Below are 21,352 nucleotides of genomic sequence, written 5' to 3'. Positions count from 1 at the left end.
GATCGGAGACTATAATTCCAAAATATTCATTGGAAACCTAACGAGACTCCATCAAGCAAAAACCGTCGAAATCCGGGGTAAAATCTCTATCTAAAATTATAATAGAGCGAATATACTGTTATTACAATAGGGTGCGTATGAATGACTTTTGAGTACACCTCTCGCTCCTAAAACATGCAGACGATGCGGCAGTAGCCAGGGACCTTGAACCCGCGAAGGAGGACGATAGATGAAAGCCGCTGTGTTAGAAAAGTTTAAAGAACCCCTCGTCGTACGCAATGTTCCAGACCCCACCCCAGAATCAACAGGGGCCATTGTACGCGTCCAAGCGAGCGGAATTTGCCGAAGCGACTGGCATGCCTGGGTCGGGGACTGGGATTGGCTCGGAACATCCGTCCCCTTACCGCATGTTCTCGGACATGAGTTCTCGGGTGTCATTGAACAGGTCGGAACTCACATCCGCAAATTCAAGACAGGTGACCGAGTGATTGTCCCATTCAGTCAAGGCGACGGGACGTGTCAAGAGTGCCGAAGCGGCCATTCGAATATCTGCTCAAATGCGTTGATGCCTGGTTTTTCGTATTGGGGTGGCTATGGTCAATTTGTCCACATTCCGAACGCAGACCTTAACCTCATCCCACTCCCAGAAGGTGTCGGCTACACTGAGGCCGCTGCACTCGGGTGCCGCTTTATGACCGCTTTTCACGGACTGGTTGACCGGGTCGCAGTGCAGCCTGGCGAATGGGTCGCCGTGCACGGGTGTGGAGGCGTGGGGCTATCTGCCATTCAAATCGCGACCGCACTCGGCGCAAACGTCATCGCGATCGACATTTCCGATGAGAAACTGGCATTCGCAGAGCGACTGGGCGCTGTAGCGACAATAAACGCCACCAAAGAGCGCGCCGCAGATGGCATCAAAGAGTTGACCAAGGGCGGAGCGGATGTGTCGGTCGATGCACTCGGTCTGTCGGAAACGTGTCAATCGAGTGTGCGCAGCCTACGTCGGCGCGGTCGTCATTTACAAATTGGACTGACCACAAAACAAGACGATGGCGTCATCTCCCTCCCCATTGACCTCATCGTAAACCTAGAATTACAGATTTCCGGAACGTTTGGGATGCCAATTGGGCGGTACCGCCCCCTGCTGCAAATGGTGGAAAGAGGGACTCTTCGACCGGGTGAACTCGTGACGCAAACCGTCCCAATCGACCAAGCAGGTTCCATATTGTCTTCAATGAGTCACTATGCCACGCTCGGTTGTACCGTCATTGACCAGTGGTAGGAGGAGTTGACATGCCTGAAGAATTAGAACAAATAGGTCTAGTTGATATCGAGGTACTTCACCATCAATTTGACGTTGATAGTGTCATCCGTTACGTTCATGAGGGGATTGTCCCCATCGACCGAACCTATCCCTTGGATTTGTATCGCAAATATGAGGCTCAACGATGGAACATTTCTGAACTGGATTTCACCCAGGATAAAGCCGATTGGATGAATCTTACAGATGCAGAACGCGACACTTTCCTTCGCGTCGCGACCGGCTTTCACCATGGCGAACGTCAAGTCGCGGTCGACATCGTCCCACTACTGATGGCCGCTCCGCGGGATGAGCACAAAATGTATTTAACGAGTCAGTTAGAGGACGAGACTCGCCATACGCTGTTCTTCGACCGCTTCTACCGCGAGGTGGTTGGACTCGCCGCAACGGACATCATGGATACACTCGATCAATCTTACCGCTATATGAGTGAAACTTTTATCGGATCGTTCGGCTATCTGGCCTACATCGCCGATCAAATCCGGCGTCATCCGGACAATCGCAAATTACTAGCGTCCGGCATCACCAATTATCACCTGTGGATTGAAGGCGTCTTGGCGCTGAGTGTGGCGAAAATTACCCTGAACTTCTGCAAAAGCCAACATAAACTCCCAGGCTTTCACAAAGGATTCCTAGCCACCACGAGAGACGAGTCTCGCCATGTCGTGTTCGGCATGAAATTGCTCAAAGAGTTGATAGCGGACGACCCGTCGCTTCAATCGGTCGTCTATGAAACCGTCATCACGATGTTGACGATGGGATCGACCTACACCCAAATCATCGACTACAGTCCCCTACTTGTAGAACGCGACGATGTCCGCCACATCATGATGAATAACTTGCGCAAAAAACTCAATATGGTCGAAATCCCCATACCACAGCAACTCGACAAGATGATCTCCGCCGTTCAACCTGAAACTGCAGCAGGAGGTTGACGGATTGAGGTCAACATTCATGTGGGAGGAATAACGGATGGAAACGGAGATATTGAACGAAAACTGGCTAACTCGCTTCGCAGTCTCTGCGAATGCAGGGCCAGCCGACCAACGCATCGAAGAAACTGCATCAACATACTGGGATTGGATTGCCGCCAGAAAGCAGACACTGACCTTAAAGCTCGCCTTTGTTGTCGTCGACGCGGAGGAGAACGTTCAGCGTGCTGGCCTTTTCGACATTGTCCGCGGCGACATTGTCCGCGTGCAACCCATCTCAACGTCTGAACTTCATGCCGCGGATTTAGTACTGGGCGGAACTGCGGAGGATTGGCAGGAACTGTCGGACGGGCCTCGAACCATCTCCCAGAACATCATGTATCGCAGACTACGGTTGTATCGGGGCGATTTACACCTATTTTTCCGCAATATTTACTATTTTGTCGAGATGGTTCGAGCAGGGCTACGACTCTACTCCGCCGTTTGAAATGGCTCTGGAAAATAGCAGTACGAATACAGTCGTTACATTCTCGGAATGCCTACGTTGAGTCTGGTTGGTCAACCCTCGGATGTTCAATAGTCAGTCTATAACCTCGACCACGCATTGAATCTAATCTGAAATCGTCAAAAAAGACTGTGAGTTTCTTTCTGAGTATATCGATGTGGTCATCAACTGCCCAATCCACCGGGGATTCCGAGTTCTAAACCACATCTAACAATTAGAACGCTCTGAATTTGAAGTGGATGCCGGGTATGGCTGCACCGATTTTTAGGGTTCCGTCGTTATCGGGCGCAATCTTGAGGAAGACAATATTTTGAATGGAACGATGTTTTAACGTTTCATCTGTTCCCCGCTTAATATATACTCGATATATATCAAGCGGGGTGATTTTATGGAGCGAGCAAAGATTTTTCAGTCCGGACGTAGCCAGGCGGTTCGTTTGCCCAAAGAATTTCGATTTAACGGTTCAGAGGTCTTCGTAAAGCGCGTCGGAAACGCAGTGGTCTTATTACCCATGGACGACGCGTGGGACTCGTTGGCGCAATCACTGGACTTATTTTCAGACGATTTTATGGTCGAGCGTGAGCAACCAGCGAAGCAACAACGAGAGGAACCATTTTGATGCTTTACATGTTGGATACCAACATCTGTATATATCTCATCAAAAGACGGTCGAATGAATTATTTAAGCGAATGCGTGTGTTCCGTACGGGCGAGATTGTCGTATCCGTGGTAACCGTAGCAGAGTTACAGTATGGCGTTTCAAAGAGTGAGCATAAAGAGAGAAATCAGGCCGCGCTAGAGGCATTCCTCTTGCCACTTGAAATTGCAAACTTCTCATTGGATGAGACCGTAGTTTACGGTAACGTACGTGCTGAACTAGAAAGACGTGGTCAGACTATTGGTCCGCTCGACACGATGATTGCCGCACACGCATTGTCACTTGATGTTCCCCTGGTTACAAACAACACGAGAGAGTTTGAACGGGTCAAAGGATTGCGCGTCGAAGACTGGACTAAATGAGGTTGATGGTCGGCACATCCTATTTGCTGTCCGTCATCATCGGCATGTTTACTGAGGAATATTCAACCAAATCTAACGGTAACCCACTACACCGAGTTGACTCAAAATCTAGAGGTTCTGATGATATCCTTTAACGTGTATTGCATATCCGGACGGTTCACAAAAGCTTCGGCTTGCATGTGAGCTAATCGCTTTATCTCTTCGCTATCCAACTCAACCGACGGTTTTGACGATTTACGGTACTCCTCCAGGTGCTTCAAAAGCAGGTTCGGACGCACTCTTCTTCTCATCACCATCTGTTAGTCCTCCCTAAGTTCATAGTCGTAATCATCGAGGCAGTGACGGCCGGAAGCATGACTCCCGGTCATCACCAGCACTAACTCAGCCGATGCCCCACAAAACTAAACTTACTGTTCTGCAAGTTCACATCATGCGAGAAATTCTTTCGAACTCTCCGTATTCCTCAGTATAATGCCGACTTACCGTTGAATTTAAAAGAATAAGCTATTTTTATAAAAGATGTATAATAAGGTCGAGCGTCTCATCCGGCGTAAAGTGGAGACTTCCAAAGGTAAGCAGTTTTACCCGAATAGGAGAGGGCCAGATGATTCGACGAGTTGTCACTGAGCAAAATTCTTGGAGGATAAGGATGTAAGCAATTCTGAGGTTGTCATGACATCTCCGCGTTGGTACGCATTCCGACTACTATGAATCCATTCTCCCAGCTGAGGGTCAGCTTGGACAAACGAGTGCAAAAATTCAAGTTCCCTGAGCCATCTGCTGTATGATTATACGGTGGCGTACACTTTCGGAATCTTGCGCAATTGAAGCAGCATAGTCTCACAACGTACATGTGCTGGAGTTGGTTGGTGTGAAGGTTTCGGTCGCTTAATTCAATTATAATACTGGTACACTTATTTATGGAGGAGGCGAGGGGTATGGCGATGTCGAAAAAGCTTGATCACGAAACAGCGAATCAGTTAAGGACGATTTTCTCCAAGCTCAACTTAGATAGTCGAAAGATCACAGTCGACTTATACAATGAAACCGTTGAGTCAGAGGATGATTACGCTGTTGATGACATTCTTGAGTCGGCTGGAATTCTAACGCCTGAAGAGGCTCGACAACTCGAAGAGACGGTACGCCAAATGCGCGAGGGTGACTGGGATTGAGTTCCGTTCGCGGATATCTACTGGACACAAATATCGCCATCGCCATCTTGGCTAATGAGTCAATTGTCATGAATTTTGTTAGGCAGGCAGCGAACGACATGATGCCATTATTTTTCTCCGTGATCACTGAATGTGAGGTTTTTAGTGGTATATCGTCAGAGCAGAAGTTACACGGTTTGCAACTCTTTAATAAGCGGCGCTGCATAGACGTTACTTCCACAATAGCCCGAACTGCAGGGGAGTTAAGGCGCGAACAGCGAGACAAAGGCAGAAAACTAAAAACTCCTGATGCCCTAATCATAGCAACTGCTATTGATGCTCAATTAGGACTTGTGTCACGGGATTCTGACATGGAGTTTATTAAGGGTGAACTGAACGTCCTGGTTGTTCGGTTGTAAAATGCATGTTCTTCGTCACCTCCGGAATTAATTGGATTTATTCCCTTCTTCCACCTCGAGCAATATTAAAGTGACAACTAGATGTGCCATCCAACGTATGAATATACAGCCTGGCTGAGGGACCCCTTCTGATGCTCTCGGGCCGGAATGCCTCATAACCCGCACGATAGAACCGCCACTCCTTGAGCGTCAGCGCACGTGTTTCCGAGTAATGAAGTTGTATGTATAATTAGGAAAACACTCATGATGGGAGTGACGGTACGGATGGATATTATTTACTCTGCTCAGGACTTGATGCAGCGAATTGAGAAACTTACCAGTGATGACTCTGTGTGTCAGGTGTTCATACCGGGCAAAGGGCAGCTAACAATTGTTCTACAAGCGAAAAGGCAATTATCGATTGCTGAAGAGGCACAAGAAGACCCAGAGCTTCGCGAGATGCTCCAGGCTAGTAGGAAAGCGCACGAAGTAGGCGAAGTTATGACGACCGATGAATTTCTCAAATCCATTTCGAAGAGTGACTTTCAGTGACCTACCGACGCGTAACGTGGCCAAATCCTGTTAGAAAGAAACTACTTTCCTTTCGTAGCCCCCGTTTTACGCCCGAAGAAACCTTGGATTTCATTAGTCGATTCATCTTGCATGCAGAGGATCTCCTCAGTAACGATGCGATAAGTAAGTTCTACACTGAAGAAAGTGGGCCGTTTAAGGCTATGTCTCGTGTTATTATACGTGGGTTCACCATGTATTTCGAAATGGTCGAGCATGAAGTTAAAATCCTTGCGGTCAAATTCCCAAGGGAGAACTAACAGAATTCTCCCGAGGCGAGGATGGGTGGGCTACCCTTGTTTAAGGCCGTATTCATTTGCAACAATTGCGAGAGGGAAAAGGATGGCCGCTTTATTACAGACCTACCAAAGGGGTGGGTCGCATTGCTTCAAGACGTACCAAAAGGACACTACAGGGAGCAAGCGCGTACTGCCGAGTGGCATTTCTGCTCAATGAAGTGTGTCTCGGAATGGTCAACGCTAAAAGCCGAAGAAGCTGAGTGAGACCTTCACGTTATGACGTATGAAATGTAGAGCAGTCGGGCGAAGATGGCACTTTTCAATTCCAATTGGTGCCTCGTGACGCAGCTGTGTGAGGGGGCAATGGTCTAGCTGTGACAATCTGTATCTACGCGTCTAAAGTGTATATTCATGCGCGGCCTGCATGCGTCCACTACGGGACTATTGGGCAGAAGAGCTCTATAAGCATGGGACAGAATACCTCTCTTAAACAGGGCGAAAGCGTGCGGACTAGGAATATTAATGGAGTGTGAGAAAGGCTGTGGAGATGTTTGGAGAGTTGTAAAGCACTGATATTCGATCTTGATGATACCTTGCTCAATCGACATCAAGCAGTAGATAAAATGTTTTCGTTTATTTTAGAAACGTGTTACGGGGATGTTGAACATTCAACGGAAAACAAGATGTTGAAATTGTTCAAGGAATATGACAAACGTGACTATGGTAACAGTGACAAATCAAGAGTCTTCGAATCACTCTATGATGAGTTTTCACCAAAACAAAGGATTCCTAAAAATTACATAAGTGATTTTTGGAATAGTCATTTTCCTAATTGTTTTTCCGCAGACCAAAGTACTCTAAACATCGTAAATACTATAAAGGTGCATGCCAAAGTTGCGATTGTAACGAACGGCTCAATTCATAGGCAAAAAGCCAAAATATCCAACAGCAATTTAGGCGATTGTTTTGATACAATAATCATTTCCGAAGAAGTGGGGTTTTGGAAACCTGATAACCGCATATTTGAATTAGCCTTAAATAAGCTAAACGTGCAACCAGAAGAAACATTGTTCGTTGGGGATGACATAGAAAAAGATATTGGTGGTTGTCAAAAGGCAAATATAAAGGGCATATGGTTCAATCCTTATTCGAACAAGAATGATACCGAAATTCAACCATTTGCCGAGATCAATTCTCTTGATAAATTATTAGATTATTTCAGGTAACAAGCACATTTAGATGGTGTTTCTGTGTGATTGGTTGTCCAAGGTATCACCGAATTCACATGAAGGTCGTATGGGACAAACGGGTGCACATATCCCAGAAGGAAACACCACTGGCTTGCGGATGAAAATATGGTGTTCGAGTGACCCGCTTTATGGGCAATCGGACAGAAGAACGACAAATCGATTCCCAAGAAGGGGGGGTTGGGTGTTAAGGGCTATTCATCTGTTCCCTGAGTTTTCTAATGAACATTCCATTAAACGCATACGAGCGAAGTACGATCCGCTTGCTGACCTAATTCCACCGCATGTGACCTTGGTGTTTCCATTTGAAAGTGACGTTTCTACTGAAGCTCTTACAGTACACCTTCAGAAATCTGTGGTTGGATTGAAACCTTTTCCAATTGTTATGATTGGGCTTACTGGGGCTGAAGGAGAGTATTTATTCCTCAATTTGAAGGGCGGCAACGACCAGATTATTCAGCTACACGACAAATTGTACACTGGGTTGTTGAAACAACACCTTTGCCGCTCTCAGACTTATACACCTCACTTAACCGTCGGGCGAGTCAACGATAAGCAGCTATTCGAATTCGCTTTGACTGAAACTGAAAATTGGAATGAAGTGTTTCAGACAACAGTTAACCAGGTGGTTGTCGAACGCATAGACGAACATGAGAAATCGATTATTGAAATCAAGGTTCCACTACTTCCATAACAAGTAGGTATGATATTGCAGTAATGGGCGCGAATGTTCAATAAGGCTGTGCTAGTGTACTGCCAAATCTAACGGTAACCCATTACACGAAGTTGACTCAAAATTTAGATGTTCCGATTATATCCTTTAACTTTTTTTGCATTTCTGAACGGTTCACCAAAGCTTCGGCTTGCATATGAGCCAATCGCTTGATCTCTTCGCGCTCCAACTGAAGCGACGGTTTCGACAATCTACAATCTACGATATTCTTCCACATGCTTCAACAGCGGGTTCGGTCGTACTCTACTTCGCATCACCATCTGTCAGTCTTCCATAATAAGTTCACAGTCGCAATCATCAAGTCACAAATGACCGGAAGCATCACTCCCGGCCATCACCACCACTAACTCAGCCGATGCTCCACAAAACTAAATTTACTGTGCTGCAGGTTCACATCGTGCGAGAACATCTCTACATATATGCGAACCGTCTCCATACTGCTATGGCCAAGTATCCGCTGAAGAGAGAAAATATCCCCACCCGCTAAGATGTAATATTTCGCCATCGTATGTCTGAAAGTATGAGGTGACACGCGAACATTTGCAATCCGCGCCTGCTCCCCATACTGCTTGATGAGCTTTTGAATCGTCCCTATGGCAATGGGCTCGTTGTCGATGGTCACGAACAAGGCATCTGTCAGCGCATTTCCGCGCTCCTTCATGTATTTCTGTAGGACTTGCCGCATCTTGCTCTGTATGGGCACCAGACGCTGCTTAGAGCCTTTCCCATGTACGAGGATATTCCCGTCGCGGATATGCGCATCAGCCACCTGAATGCCGACGAGTTCCGAAATTCGCATCCCGGTTTCCAGCAACAATAGCATGACCGTGTAATCGCGTAGACCCGTGAATGTGCTCTGATTTGGTTGTCGTAGTAGCCGTGCAATCTCTTCCTCACTGAATGCCTGGATGATGACCTTCTCCGCCTTCAGAACGGGCAAATCTGCGCTATAATCGCGGGGCAGGTAATTTTCCCTGTGCAGGAATTGAATCAGCCCTCGAACGGACCGAATCCGCCCATTGATGGTGTTTACCTTCAACCCGAGTTCCTCCAGCACGTAGAACACGAAATGGTCCTTTAGAAACGGAACGGTGAGCTTCCGACAATCGTCGATCACCAAGCTTTGCATACCAAGAACTTTCTCCAGGGCATTCAGGTTCTCCTTGTGCCACCGCTGCGTTTGTTTTGCCAACCCTCGGACATCGCGCAAGAACTGCACCTTGGCATCTGACAACGTGATCATCCGCTCTTCGGGTACGGCCACCTCTTCCACAAAATCAACCGTATTTTTTCTGCGTTTCGCCATACCCACACTTCTCCTTTTTCTAGACGTGTGGGGGATTTGGCCCCTTTTGCCCCGCACTTCTGCTGGAGTGTGTGCCCACACGTACCCGCAAAATCCAAGGGCAAATTCCACCGTAAAATGGAAGCAGGGTTTTTGAGCTCAAAGGCTCAAAAACCCTGCTACACTGCGGCATTTTAGACTTTTTTGGTGTCGAGACCGGGACTTGAACCCGGACGGGTTACCCCACACGCCCCTCAAACGTGCGCGTCTGCCAATTCCGCCACCCCGACATGAGAAGCGACAACGTTCTTGATTATATCCTCGGTCGCCTGGGTTGTCAAATTCTTGGCGCCGACCAAATTTCAGCATTCCAGCATTGAGACGTCCTGTCAATTCGTGATGTCGTGTGTGGTGTGCAGGTTGCCATCCCAGTCCCTGCTGTTACCGTAAATACGGTGGTATAGTTTGTAGTTGTAAAAGACGCGATCGACAAAATGGCGTGTCTCGCCAACGGGAATGTCGTTGATGGTCGCCAGTTGGCCGTTCCAGACTCCGGACTTCAGCCAATCTTCCACGCGCCGAGGACCGCCATTGTAGGCGGCAACGGCAGCAACGCGATTGCCGCGAAAGCGCTCAATGAGATAGGCGACATACCAGCACCCCAGAGTGATATTGACTTTCGGATTGTCGAGGCTTCCATTCGCGAGGGCGGTATCTTGCAGGATTTCGGGATGTCGGGCTTGAATTTTGCTGGCAATCCAGGTGGCGGTCGAGGGCATCAACTGCATCAGGCCGACGGCACCCATGTTAGAGACGTCGCGTTTGTCGAACTTCGATTCGACGCGGATGATGGAAGCGATGAGCAGCGGATCGACCTCCGCATGCTGCGCCGATTCCTGGATTTGCGCCTGGTACGAGATGGGATACATGAGGCGCCAAAAGGAATTGGATGAGATGAGGAAGAGTACGCAAATGAGCAACGCGATGGAGATGAGAATGCGGCGCCGTCTCTTCACTGCTTGGCTCGGTCCCCGCGAAACTCCTTCTGACCGCCAACCATTTGCCATATGCGTTGCACCTGCTCTCGAGTAAATTCAAGGGACTGTGAATTGTCAATCACGTAGGTAGCGAGTGCGCGTTTGTCGTCGAGTGGCATCTGTGCGGCCATGCGAGCGAGCGCCTCGGCCTCGGTCAATTGGTTGCGCACCATCAAGCGCTCCTTTTGTACGTGCAAGGGAACGTAGACGAGTATGGTGGCACCGACCAGACGGTGCGTTTCTCCTTCGAATAAAAGGGGCACGTCCCAGATGACAGGCTGCCCGGGCCTCTGTGAAGCATACGCCGCCGTTTCCGCGAGCATTCCTGCCCGCACGCGCGGATGCGTAATTCGGTTCAGTACGTCCCGCAGCGATGCGTCGTGAAAGATGATGGTTGCGAGGCGTGAGCGGTTGAGTGTGCCGTCTGGCATCAAGATGTCGCCGCCGAAAGCGGACACTATTTCCGCCAGTCCGTCCGACCCCGGCTCAACCACCCGGCGCGCCCAAACATCGGCATCGACCACATAGGCGCCGAGTTCGCGGAGCATCGAGCTGACGGTGGTCTTTCCGGAGGCAATTCCCCCGGTGAGGCCGATGATGCGCGTGGAATCAACGGCTGTTGCGGCCATCCTTCTCCCCCTCCCTACTTGTCTTCGCACGCGCTCGCCTCGTGCGGGGTTTGCGCTGACAGCTTGGACACCAATGCGTTCCGCGCCCGGCCACGCGCGTTTTCTCGAGTGTCGTACCGCACCGCACACAGGGCTCGCCATCTCGCCCGTAGACAGCCAGGCTGATTTGAAATCCGCCGTGGCGGCCATAGCCGTTGACGTAGGAACGGATGGACGATCCGCCCGCGTCCACGGCTTTCTGCAGCACCTCGCGGGTCTCGTGGAGTAAGCGACTGAGTTCCAAAGTCGTCAGTTTCCCAGCTGGCTTTTCCGGATGAATACCGGCTGCAAACAGTGCCTCATCCGCATAGATGTTCCCTACGCCAGCAAGAACCGTCTGGTCGAGCCAGGCAGCTTTAATGGGAACCGTGCGCGAAGCTAGGCGCGATTTGAGAAGTTGCGGGGTGAGGAGCGGATCGAACGGCTCTGGACCAAGACGTGCCAATCCGTCTGGCCATTCGCTCGGGGAGCGTACCAAATCCATTGTGCCAAATTGGCGCACATCGCGGTAGCGCAGTTCCGTGCCATCGGTAAATTGAAACACCACGTGGGTGTGAGGCAACTCGTCCACATCCGTCTCCGTCAACCGATATTGGCCTTCCATGCGCAAATGAGAGATGAGCAGGAACGGCGACACGGTCAGGAGTAGGTACTTACCGCGCCGATTCACGGCTTCGACACGGCGCCCAGTCAAGGACTGGACGAACACTTCGGGGCTGGGTGTGCGTACAATGCGAGGGAGGCGAACGTCAACGCGTTCGATGGTCTTGCCGACCACTAGCTGTTCCAAACTCCGACGGACTGCCTCCACTTCTGGCAATTCTGGCATACTGCTCGCAAGTCCTCCTCTGAAATGGTGCCATGCGGAAAGCTTACCGCATTTCTATGACAAGCACATGACAAACGACAGGCCACATGCTCACTTCGCGTCATACCAGGTGCGGCCCGAGTTCAGATCCACCTGAAGAGGGACGTTGAGCAGCACCGCATTCTCCATCTTATCCCGGACGAGCGTGATGAGCGCGGGTAATTCAGACTCGGGACATTCAAAAATCAGTTCATCGTGTACTTGGAGCAGCATGCGTGCCTGGAGGTTTGAAGATTTTAATGCGTCATCCATCCGCACCATCGCTAATTTGATGATGTCTGCCGCCGTGCCTTGAATGGGCGTATTCATCGCGGTTCGCTCCGCGAACGAGCGGACTTGATAGTTTTTGTGATGAATATCGGGAAGATATCTGCGCCGATTGAGCAGCGTGGTCACGTAGCCCCGCTTCTTCGCTTCCGCCACAGTATCTCTCATGTACCTCTCGACTCCCGGAAACTTGGCAAAGTAACCTTCAATGAATCGAGCTGCTTCGCGCCGCGGGATGTTCAGGTTTTGCGACAGCCCGAAGTCACTGATGCCGTAGACAATGCCGAAGTTGACTGCCTTTGCCTGACGGCGCATGAGCGGGGTGACCTCTTCTATAGCAACTTCGAATACGTCTGCGGCTGTCCTCGTGTGAATATCCATGCCGTTTCGAAATGCGTCGATGAGAGCTTCATCTCCTGAGAGGTGAGCCAAAATGCGCAGTTCAATTTGAGAATAGTCGCCGGAAAGAATCATCCAATCCGGATACGAGGACTGAAAGGCCCGCCGCAGCTTGCGCCCTTCCTCCATGCGGATGGGGATGTTTTGAAGGTTGGGCTCACTGCTCGAGAGTCTACCTGTGGCGGTCAGCGCCTGATGAAAGCGTGTGTGAACGCGACCCGTCTGCGGCCGAATCATGCGCAAAAGCCCTTCAACATACGTCGATTTCAGCTTCGCTAACTGCCGATAGTCGAGAATTTTCTGCACCACTTCATGCGCTGGCGCCAACCGTTCCAATACATCTGCCGCCGTAGAGTAGCCTGTTTTTGTTTTCTTCTCGGGCGGTAGACCGAGCTTTTCAAACAATACCTCCCCCAGTTGCTTAGGCGAATTGATGTTGAACTCCACACCAGCCGACTCGTAAATCTCCGTGGTAAAGCGTTGAATGGATGTGTCCAACTCGTCGCCAAATTGCTCGAGCAACTCAGCGTTGACGTAAAATCCACAGACCTCCATTTGCGCCAGCACAAAAGCGAGAGGAAGCTCCATTTTTTGAAAGAGATCGTCCATCTCTTGTACCGCCAGCGCTTCCATAAACCGATGGTGCATCTGGCGTAGGGCATACGCCTTTCGGACGGTCCACAGCACCGCGTTCTCCGCCTGCAACTCTGGAGATGGTATGTCGAGCGACAGTTCTCGACGGACCAGTTCTTCAAGCGTGCACTCACCATCCGAAGGATTGAGCAAATAACTCGCCAACATCAAATCCGTGTATTGACCCGCATGCTCTAACTGAATGCCATGCGCATCCAACAGGACTGCCATCGTTTTGACATCAAAAACCACTTTCTCCGCTAGTCCGCGCCAGAGTCCATTGACATCCGGCACTTCCAATTCGTTCGCGAAGGACACATAGTAGAGTTCATGCTCTGTCGCCAACGTCAATCCCAACACGTCCGCCGCATAAGACTCCGAAGAAGAGAGGTGGAGCGACATCCCGACCGGATCGGCCAACGTATCAAGGACATCCTTGAGTTCCTCTTTGGAATTGACCTGCACAATGGCCGTGGTTGGCCAGCGAGAAGTCTCGCTTGTTGTCGGATGGGAGGCTACTGGCGCTGTCATTTCCCCGGCAATCTTGTCGACGAGTGACCGAAATCCAAAGCCGCGAAAGGACTCCACCACGGCATCCCGGGTATATCCATGATAGGCGAGTTCCGTCACGCCGACCTCGAGAGGAACCTCTGTGCAGATGGTGGCCAAGCGTTTCGAGAGAAATGCCTGCTCTTGATGAGCTGCTAGTTTCTCGCGCAGCTTTTGCCCACTGACTTGCTCCAAGTGATGGTAGACGCCTTCAACGGTGTGAAACTCGTGCAGCAGTTTCATCGCTGTTTTCTCGCCTACGCCTGGAACGCCTGGGATGTTGTCAGAGTTGTCACCCATCAACCCTTTTAAATCCACAATTTGGGGCGGTGTGAGGCCATATCTGTCATGAACCGCTTGTGGATTGTACACTTCCATCTCCGTAACGCCTTTTTTGGTCAATCCGGTGAGAACTTTCCCAGACACCAATTGCAGAAGGTCTTTGTCTCCGGATACAATAAGCGTCTCCATGCCCGCCTGTTCGGCCTGCCGCGCGAGCGTGCCAATGATGTCATCAGCTTCAAAGTTAGGAATCTCTAAGTAACGGATGGAAAATGCGTCGAGCAGTTGACGCACCATTGGGAATTGCTCTACCAACTCGGGTGGTGTCTTTTCGCGAGTCCCTTTGTACTCCGCGAAAGTTTCATGGCGAAACGTCTTTTTGCCGATGTCAAAGGCAACGGCGATATGGGTTGGCTTCTCTTGTTCCAAGAGCTTCAGCAGCATCTGTGTAAATCCATAGACTGCGTTGGTCTGCTGTCCGGCCGCGTTCGACAAGGGCGGCAAGGCGAAAAACGCTCGGTACGCAATACTGTTGCCATCTATTAAAATCAAGCGCTGCTGCTCATCAGACATCTCGGCACACCTCAATTTTCCATTCTTATCCGTGCACTGGGGGAATGTGCCGCAATGCGCACCTCCGCCACCTCTTCGTCTGTCATTGTAGCATAGGCCGCTCTGCAATCTCGCCGCGGACAGTCCGCCAGTGAAGATTGTGCGAAGCGAAATCGCGAAAACAGCGTTGGACCCAAACACCTTGAGCGGCCGCCGGCGCGGGTCCCAGTAACGCATACTGCCGCTGCAATACGTGGCAGCGGCGAAGCGTGCTCCCCACGACAAAGAAGAAGACGATGCCGCCGGAAGCACCCCGGCAACACCGCCTTCGTTCGCAAACGCATGCATGAAGGTACCGTCACGCTTTATCCATGAACAACTCGCGTCTACCGACCACTAGCCCCGCAGCGCTCCGTGCCATCTAGCGGGGTTTAGGCAGTCCATTCAACCTTTTGGAACCATGGCCACCACGCGACGAACCGACTCGGCAGAGCGATTCAGCCACTCTTTCTCTGCTTCGTCCAGCTCGACTTCGATGATTTTTTCGATCCCGTTGGCACCCAAAATAGTCGGCACCCCGAGGAACAGGTCGTGAAATCCAAACTCGCCTTCCAGTAGCGCGATGGACGGAAGCAAGCGGCGTTTGTCTTTCAGGATGGACTCCGTCATCTCCGCAAGCGACGCGGCCGGAGCATAGTAGGCGCTCGCATTGCCGAGCAATCCGCCAATTTCTCCGCCGCCTTTCGCGGTCCGCTCGACGATGGCATCAATTCGCTCTTTCGGCAGTAACTTTTGTAGCGGCACTCCCGCTACATTGGAATAGCGAACGAGCGGCACCATGTCATCTCCGTGAACGCCAATCACAAAACCGTGCACATCTTCCACGGATACTCCCAGTTCCAACGCGACGAACGTGTTGAAGCGGGCCGTATCCAACACACCCGCCTGACCGATGACGCGCTGTTTCGGAATACCGGCCGTTTGGTACGCGACATAGGTCATCGCATCGACCGGATTGGACAGAATCACCAAGATAGCGTTTGGCGAATACTTCATGACCTGCTCCGTCACCGATTGGACAATGCCGGCATTCGTGGAAACCAAGTCGTCTCGACTCATGCCTGGCTTGCGCGGCAGACCCGCCGTGATAATCACGACATCCGAGTCTTTCGTGTCTTCATACTGAGACGTTCCGACGACGGTCACGTCCGATCCGATGACTGGCATGGCTTCTTGCATGTCCAATCCTTTGCCTTTGGTCGGGTTCTCCATCTGCGGAATGTCCAACAAGACGACATCTGCCATCTCTTTTGAAGCAATCATGAATGCGGTCGTGGCGCCTGTCAGACCCGCACCAATGATGGACACTTTACGGCGATTCAACATCACAGAGCCCTCCCGCTCCCTCGTCCAACCGAGAGATTTGGTTTATAGATTGGCAATCATGGCATCTGCAAACTCAGACGTCTTGACTTCTTTTGCACCTTCCATCAGACGTGCAAAGTCGTAGGTGACGATTTTCTGAGCAATGGCTTTCTCCAGCGCTTTCGTGATGCTATCCGCGACCTCTTGCCAGCCCATGTACTCGAACATCATGACTCCGGAAAGAATGACGGAGCCAGGATTGACCTTGTCCAACCCAGCGTACTTAGGGGCTGTTCCGTGCGTGGCTTCGAAGACGGCATGTCCTGTAACGTAGTTGATGTTGGCACCCGGCGCAATGCCAATCCCGCCAACTTGCGCGGCCAGTGCGTCGGAGACGTAGTCGCCGTTCAGGTTGAGCGTGGCGATGACATCATACTCTGCGGGACGAAGCAGAATTTGCTGCAGGAATGCGTCCGCAATGACATCTTTGACAATCACCTTGCCAGCTTTCACAGCGTCGTCCTGGGCCTTGTCCGCAGCCGCTTGGCCACTTTTTTCTTTGATGCGGTCGTATTCCGACCAAGTGAAGGTCTGGTTGGCAAACTCGCGCTCCGCCAACTCGTAGCCCCAGCTCTTAAAAGCGCCTTCCGTGAACTTCATGATGTTTCCTTTATGCACCAGCGTGACACTCTTGCGGTGGTGTTGTAGCGCATACTCTATAGCAGCGCGCACGAGTCTTTCCGTACCTTCGCGGGAGACGGGTTTAACGCCAATACCGGATGTCTCCGGGAAGCGAATTTTTTTCACGCCCATCTCATGGCGCAAAAAATCGATCATCTTCTTAACTTCTGGTGTTCCTTCTTGAAACTCCACTCCGGCATAGATATCTTCGGAGTTCTCTCGGAAAATCACCATATCTACCAATTCAGGGCGCTTGATAGGCGATGGTACGCCCGTAAAGTAGCGCACGGGGCGCAAGCACACATATAAGTCCAACTCCTGGCGGAGCGCCACGTTGAGGGAGCGAATACCACCACCTACAGGCGTGGTCAACGGGCCTTTGATGGATACGATGTATTCTGTAAGTGCAGTCAAGGTGTCTTCTGGAAGCCATTCCTTGAAACGGTGAAACGCCTTTTCGCCGGCGTAGACTTCAAACCAAGCGATTTTCCGCTCCCCGCCATACGCTTTTTCAACCGCTGCATCAAACACGCGTTTGGATGCTGCCCAGATATCCGGACCTGTGCCGTCTCCCTCAATAAACGGAATGATGGGATGGCTAGGAACCTGCAATTTACCGTCTTTTAACGTGATTGGCTCGCCGCTCGTCGGCGACTCCAGAGTCTTCAATTTGGCCACGTTGGCGCCTCCCTTATGTATGAATTACCACTCCCGATCTTATCACAGCAAAGACCGAAATACCAAAGGAAGAGGCGGTGGTACGCCCGCCATCCGCCACTCTTTGGGGCTTTTCTCAATTTACGCAGGGACAATAAATCCGAGTTTGTCTTTGACGTTTTTCAGCGTTGGTGCCGCCATCTGCTCGGCTTTTGCCGCACCTTCACGAAGTATGTCGTCCAGTTCCGAAGATGCGAGAATGTCTCGGTACCGCTGTTGAATCGGTTCCAGTACGCCAACGACCACTTCCGCCAAATCCTTCTTGAACGGACCGTAGCCCTGCCCCTCGTAACGCTTTTCCACTTCTGCCATCGTCACATTCGCACACAGTGCGTAAATGGTCATCAAATTCGACACCGCTGGTTTATTCTCTTCGTCGAAACGAACGTCTCGGCCAGAGTCGGTGACTGCGCGAGCCACTTTTTTGCGCAAGACGTCTGGCTCATCTAACATCGACAAGTATGCCCCCGCACTCTCGTCACTTTTGCTCATTTTCTTCAGCGGATCCTCCAAGCTCATTATTTTCCCACCGATTTTCGGGATGTACGGTTCTGGTACGGTGAACGTCTCGCCAAAGCGATTGTTGAAGCGAATGGCAAGGTCGCGGGTCAGTTCCAGATGCTGTTTCTGGTCTTCACCCACTGGCACCAAGTCTGTCTGATACAACAAAATGTCGGCCGCCATCAACGCTGGGTAAGTAAACAAGCCCGCTGTCACGACTTCTTTCTGCGCCGACTTGTCTTTGAATTGGGTCATGCGGCCCAATTCACCATAATGAGCAATGCACTGGAGTAACCACCCCAACTCCGCATGTGCCGAGACGTGGGACTGGACAAACAGCGTGGCACTTTTTTGCGAAATCCCGCACGCCAAATAGAGCGCCGCTAGTTCCCGAGTGTTTTGCCGGAGTTCGACTGGGTTTTGTTGAACCGTGATAGCATGGAGGTCAACAATGCAGAACAAACACTCTGCTTCCTCTTGCAAGCGAACGAAGTTGCGCAAAGCCCCCAAATAATTTCCAATGGTGAGCTTGCCGGACGGTTGAATACCAGAAAACACTGTCGTCATCAGTATGGCTCCTCTCTATTTTCGACACGGGCGACGACAAAAAGTCCGTCCCCCAGGGACGGACTTTGGTCCGCGGTACCACCCATTTTCGGCGCAATGCGCCGCACCTCACGCCTAGCACTGCCCACAATCCAGGCACCGCCAGCCACTCAGTAACGGGAGTTCCCGCAACACCCTACCGCGCACGCATCACGGAGCAGATGTGCTCCAAACGCATTTGACTCGGGCACCGGACTTCGAGGACCATTCCATGCTGCGCACGCGCCGACTTTCCACCGCCGCCGACTCTCTGTCCCGCCGCTTTGCACTTACTCTCCCTCTGCATCGTCTCGTCTTCTATTCTCGCCAGTATATCCGGACTGTCGCAAAAGTTCCACTACGACCGCCGACAAATCTTCTTCACCAAGTCCATTTTGTACCGCCGCAGTGTAGGTTCCAAACGACGTCAGCGCGTTTGGCAGCACGGCGCCGTTCGGCCTTGCAGCATCGAGCACCAAGCTCAAATCTTTTCGCATGTGCTTGAGCGCAAACGCTGGGGTAAAGTCTTCGGTCTCGAGGAGGCTTCGCTTAATCCCGAAAAATGCCGAAGAAAGCGACGAACTCTGCATCATGTCGAGTACCTGACCCCGCTGCAATCCTAAGCTTTCCGCCAGTACCAGCGATTCCGCGATGGCTTGCATGGTCAGTGCCAGTTGGAGGTTGATGACGAGCTTGGCATCGTTCCCACTCCCCGCCTCACCGAAATAAAACTGCTCTTTCGTCATGGCCGAAAGGAGCGGCCGAACCCGTTCAAAAACGGCCTTATCCCCACCCACGAGTGCCACCAACTGCCCGCTTTTCGCAGCCCCCGCACTTCCCGACACAGGGGCGTCTAAATACGAAACTTCTTTCGCCGCAAAAGCACTGGCAAGACGGCGCGACGAGAGCGGTGCGATGGTACTCATGTTGATGACAACGGTGCCCGGTTGCACATGCGCCAGTACGCCGCCCCGGGACTCGACCAACGCCGTCAGTGCCGCATCATCCGCCAACATCAAGACCAGGACCTCTTGGTGGCGGACTGCTGTAGCGAGATCGACCGTCACTTCGACGCCCTGCTCCACAAGCGCTACCAGCTTCGACTCGGTGCGATTGTACGCGGTTACGGCATAGCCTGCCTCTTTCAGTCGCAGTGCCATGGGGGCGCCCATGATGCCTGTGCCAATGAAACCCACTCTTTCTTTCAACTCCACCATACGCGCTCCAATCTCTCGCGGATAAGAAGCGGTTTTAAAAACGCGACGGCCTTGGCGAACCCTTCGTCGATGGACATCAAGGAATCTTCGTGTTCGATGGACACGGTTCCCTGATACCCTGCCAGTTGTAATGCCGACACGATATCCCGCCAAGTTGACTCTCCGTGACCATACCCAACGGTGCGGAACAACCACGACCGATGCCGTTCATCCAGGTACGACTTAGTGTCCAACACCCCATTTTGCGCCATGTTGTCGGCGTCAAAAGCGGTGTCTTTGGCATGCACGTGAAAGAGAGCGCCAGCAGCTCCGAGCGTTTTGATACAGGCCACCGGGCTCATCCCCTGCCAGAACAGGTGGCTGGGGTCAAAATTTATTCCAATCTGTTCGCCCGCCGCCTCACGTAGACGCAGCATGGTCTCTGTGTTGTAGACTAAGAACCCAGGGTGCGCTTCTATCGCCACACGCACGCCGTGTTGCTTGGCAAATGCATTTTGCTCGCGCCAGTAAGGAATGAGCTTCTCCGTCCACTGCCACTCCAACACCTCACTGAACTCTTCAGGCCATGGACAGGTCACCCATACCGGGTGCCGCGAATGCTCCGATTCTCCCGGACAACCGGAAAACGTGTTAACCGTGTCCACGCCAAGACGCTCTGCCAACTGGATGGTCTTCGTCAGCGTATCGGCATCTCGCTTGGCAACCTCCGCATTCGGATGGAGTGCATTCCCATGACACGACAATGCGGAAATCGTCAGATGGCGCGCCTCCACTTGCTTCCGAAACGCTTCCAACTGCGCGGGTTGGGCAAGCAGTTCGTCCATGTTGCAATGTGCGTTGCCCGGATGGCCGCCTGTGCCAATTTCCACAGAGTCCAGCCCGGCCGCCGCGACTTTGTCAAGCATGTCTTCGAGAGCCATATCGGAGAAGAGAACCGTGAATACGCCTAGCTTCACTGTGCTCCCTCCTCGACGGGCTCGACGGCCTCGGCATGGCCGTAAACGGGCTTCGCACCGCCGGGTGCGCCCGCCCACGCCACAGCATTCGCCAAGACTTTCTGAATCTCCGGATGATGATAGGTGGGATGCGTTTCGTGACCGGGTCGAAAGTAAAAAATGCGCCCGTTTCCACGATAAAATACACAGCCACTGCGAAACACTTCTCCACCCGCAAACCACGACACAAACACTAATTCATCGGGGGCTGGTATATCGAAATGTTCGCCGTACATCTCTTCTTGCGGCAGGCGAATCGACTCGCCCAGTCCCGCCGCTATCGGATGACTCGGCGCCACCACCCAGAGCCGTTCCGGGCGCCCATCCTCCCGCCATTTTAAGTCACAACTCGTCCCCATCAGCGATTTAAACACTTTCGAAAAGTGGCCCGAATGGAGTGGAATAAAACCCATCCCATCGAGAATCCGCTGCTTCACGCGCGCGACCACTTCGTCCGACACTTCTTGATGGGCAATGTGTCCCCACCAAATCAGCACATCCGTGTGGTTCAGTACCTCTTCGGACAAACCATGCTCCGGCTGGTCCAAGGTAGCCGTGCGCACCTCATGCCCAGCTTCTCGCAGCGGAGCGGCAATCGCCTGGTGAATCCCATCCGGGTACACCGCCTGTACGTC

At 51.7% G+C, this 21,352-nt stretch carries 22 protein-coding genes and 1 tRNA gene; 10 read left to right on the top strand and 13 right to left on the bottom strand.

What is annotated here, in order from left to right; genetic code table 11:
• Positions 1-229: 229 nt before the first annotated feature.
• The 5 genes from M4I36_RS09980 to vapC all read left to right on the top strand — a co-directional run bounded on the left by M4I36_RS09980 (position 230) and on the right by vapC (position 3,778).
• Positions 230-1,282, top strand: coding sequence for a zinc-dependent alcohol dehydrogenase family protein (locus M4I36_RS09980; protein ID WP_258111586.1), 1,053 nt, complete (start codon positions 230-232; stop codon positions 1,280-1,282).
• A gap of 11 nt (positions 1,283-1,293) precedes the next feature.
• The gene (locus M4I36_RS09975) at positions 1,294-2,256 is read left to right on the top strand and encodes a ribonucleotide-diphosphate reductase subunit beta (RefSeq protein ID WP_258111585.1); all 963 of its coding nucleotides are present in this window, start codon (positions 1,294-1,296) and stop codon (positions 2,254-2,256) included.
• A gap of 37 nt (positions 2,257-2,293) precedes the next feature.
• Positions 2,294-2,740 (top strand): hypothetical protein, encoded by a 447-nt coding sequence (locus M4I36_RS09970; protein ID WP_258111584.1) that lies wholly within the window; start codon positions 2,294-2,296, stop codon positions 2,738-2,740.
• A 406-nt stretch (positions 2,741-3,146) separates the two neighbouring features.
• Positions 3,147-3,377, top strand: coding sequence for a type II toxin-antitoxin system antitoxin VapB (gene vapB / locus M4I36_RS09965; protein WP_258111583.1), 231 nt, complete (start codon positions 3,147-3,149; stop codon positions 3,375-3,377).
• On the top strand, positions 3,377-3,778 hold the full coding sequence (gene vapC / locus M4I36_RS09960) for a type II toxin-antitoxin system tRNA(fMet)-specific endonuclease VapC (RefSeq protein ID WP_258111590.1): 402 nt from the start codon (positions 3,377-3,379) through the stop codon (positions 3,776-3,778). The genes vapB and vapC overlap by 1 nt, the downstream gene beginning before the upstream one ends.
• A 101-nt stretch (positions 3,779-3,879) precedes the next feature.
• Here vapC and M4I36_RS09955 read toward each other — a convergent pair whose 3' ends face one another.
• Positions 3,880-4,074, bottom strand: a complete 195-nt coding sequence (locus M4I36_RS09955) for a hypothetical protein (RefSeq protein WP_258111582.1) — start codon at positions 4,072-4,074, stop codon at positions 3,880-3,882.
• A gap of 642 nt (positions 4,075-4,716) precedes the next feature.
• On the opposite strand from M4I36_RS09955, the gene M4I36_RS09950 reads away from it, so the two are divergent.
• The 5 genes from M4I36_RS09950 (at position 4,717) to M4I36_RS09930 (ending at position 8,077) form a co-directional block, all read left to right on the top strand.
• Positions 4,717-4,950 (top strand): hypothetical protein, encoded by a 234-nt coding sequence (locus M4I36_RS09950; protein ID WP_258111581.1) that lies wholly within the window; start codon positions 4,717-4,719, stop codon positions 4,948-4,950.
• Positions 4,947-5,348: a type II toxin-antitoxin system VapC family toxin gene (locus M4I36_RS09945; RefSeq protein ID WP_258111580.1), complete on the top strand. Its 402-nt coding sequence runs from the start codon at positions 4,947-4,949 to the stop codon at positions 5,346-5,348. The genes M4I36_RS09950 and M4I36_RS09945 overlap by 4 nt, the downstream gene beginning before the upstream one ends.
• 264 nt (positions 5,349-5,612) lie before the next feature.
• Positions 5,613-5,879, top strand: coding sequence for a hypothetical protein (locus M4I36_RS09940; protein ID WP_258111579.1), 267 nt, complete (start codon positions 5,613-5,615; stop codon positions 5,877-5,879).
• Between the two features lie 826 nt (positions 5,880-6,705).
• On the top strand, positions 6,706-7,362 hold the full coding sequence (locus M4I36_RS09935; protein WP_258111589.1) for an HAD family hydrolase: 657 nt from the start codon (positions 6,706-6,708) through the stop codon (positions 7,360-7,362).
• Positions 7,363-7,567: 205 nt separating this feature from the next.
• Positions 7,568-8,077 (top strand): 2'-5' RNA ligase family protein, encoded by a 510-nt coding sequence (locus M4I36_RS09930; RefSeq protein WP_258111578.1) that lies wholly within the window; start codon positions 7,568-7,570, stop codon positions 8,075-8,077.
• 382 nt (positions 8,078-8,459) lie between these two features.
• On the opposite strand, the gene M4I36_RS09925 is transcribed toward M4I36_RS09930, so the two are convergent.
• The 12 genes from M4I36_RS09925 to M4I36_RS09870 form a co-directional block, all read right to left on the bottom strand.
• Positions 8,460-9,422, bottom strand: a complete 963-nt coding sequence (locus M4I36_RS09925; protein WP_258111577.1) for a tyrosine-type recombinase/integrase — start codon at positions 9,420-9,422, stop codon at positions 8,460-8,462.
• Between the two features lie 184 nt (positions 9,423-9,606).
• Positions 9,607-9,691, bottom strand: a tRNA-Leu gene (locus tag M4I36_RS09920).
• A 99-nt stretch (positions 9,692-9,790) separates the two neighbouring features.
• Entirely contained in the window at positions 9,791-10,468 is a 678-nt protein-coding gene (locus M4I36_RS09915) for a lytic transglycosylase domain-containing protein (protein ID WP_258111576.1), read from the bottom strand.
• On the bottom strand, positions 10,414-11,067 hold the full coding sequence (coaE, locus tag M4I36_RS09910) for a dephospho-CoA kinase (RefSeq protein ID WP_258111575.1): 654 nt from the start codon (positions 11,065-11,067) through the stop codon (positions 10,414-10,416). Before coaE ends, M4I36_RS09915 begins: the two co-directional genes overlap by 55 nt.
• On the bottom strand, positions 11,048-11,935 hold the full coding sequence (gene mutM / locus M4I36_RS09905; protein ID WP_258111574.1) for a bifunctional DNA-formamidopyrimidine glycosylase/DNA-(apurinic or apyrimidinic site) lyase: 888 nt from the start codon (positions 11,933-11,935) through the stop codon (positions 11,048-11,050). Before mutM ends, coaE begins: the two co-directional genes overlap by 20 nt.
• A gap of 90 nt (positions 11,936-12,025) precedes the next feature.
• Complete coding sequence (gene polA, locus M4I36_RS09900; RefSeq protein ID WP_258111588.1) at positions 12,026-14,677, bottom strand: DNA polymerase I; 2,652 nt, start codon at positions 14,675-14,677, stop codon at positions 12,026-12,028.
• 423 nt (positions 14,678-15,100) lie between these two features.
• Positions 15,101-16,045, bottom strand: a complete 945-nt coding sequence (mdh, locus tag M4I36_RS09895; protein ID WP_258111573.1) for a malate dehydrogenase — start codon at positions 16,043-16,045, stop codon at positions 15,101-15,103.
• A gap of 39 nt (positions 16,046-16,084) precedes the next feature.
• Entirely contained in the window at positions 16,085-17,380 is a 1,296-nt protein-coding gene (gene icd, locus M4I36_RS09890) for an NADP-dependent isocitrate dehydrogenase (RefSeq protein WP_258111572.1), read from the bottom strand.
• Between the two features lie 120 nt (positions 17,381-17,500).
• On the bottom strand, positions 17,501-18,487 hold the full coding sequence (gene trpS, locus M4I36_RS09885; RefSeq protein ID WP_258111571.1) for a tryptophan--tRNA ligase: 987 nt from the start codon (positions 18,485-18,487) through the stop codon (positions 17,501-17,503).
• Between the two features lie 308 nt (positions 18,488-18,795).
• Entirely contained in the window at positions 18,796-19,734 is a 939-nt protein-coding gene (locus M4I36_RS09880; protein ID WP_258111587.1) for an NAD(P)-dependent oxidoreductase, read from the bottom strand.
• Entirely contained in the window at positions 19,710-20,678 is a 969-nt protein-coding gene (locus M4I36_RS09875; RefSeq protein ID WP_258111570.1) for a sugar phosphate isomerase/epimerase family protein, read from the bottom strand. The genes M4I36_RS09880 and M4I36_RS09875 overlap by 25 nt, the downstream gene beginning before the upstream one ends.
• Positions 20,675-21,352: ThuA domain-containing protein (locus tag M4I36_RS09870; protein WP_258111569.1), on the bottom strand; the 678-nt coding region annotated here is incomplete at its 5' end. The genes M4I36_RS09875 and M4I36_RS09870, both read right to left, overlap by 4 nt.

Source organism: Alicyclobacillus sp. SP_1, from assembly GCF_024706985.1.
In the GTDB taxonomy this organism is placed as follows: Bacteria; Bacillota; Bacilli; order Alicyclobacillales; family Alicyclobacillaceae; genus Alicyclobacillus_I.
Note: the sequence above shows the minus strand (reverse complement) of the source record. Positions and strands in the feature narration are given on the sequence as shown.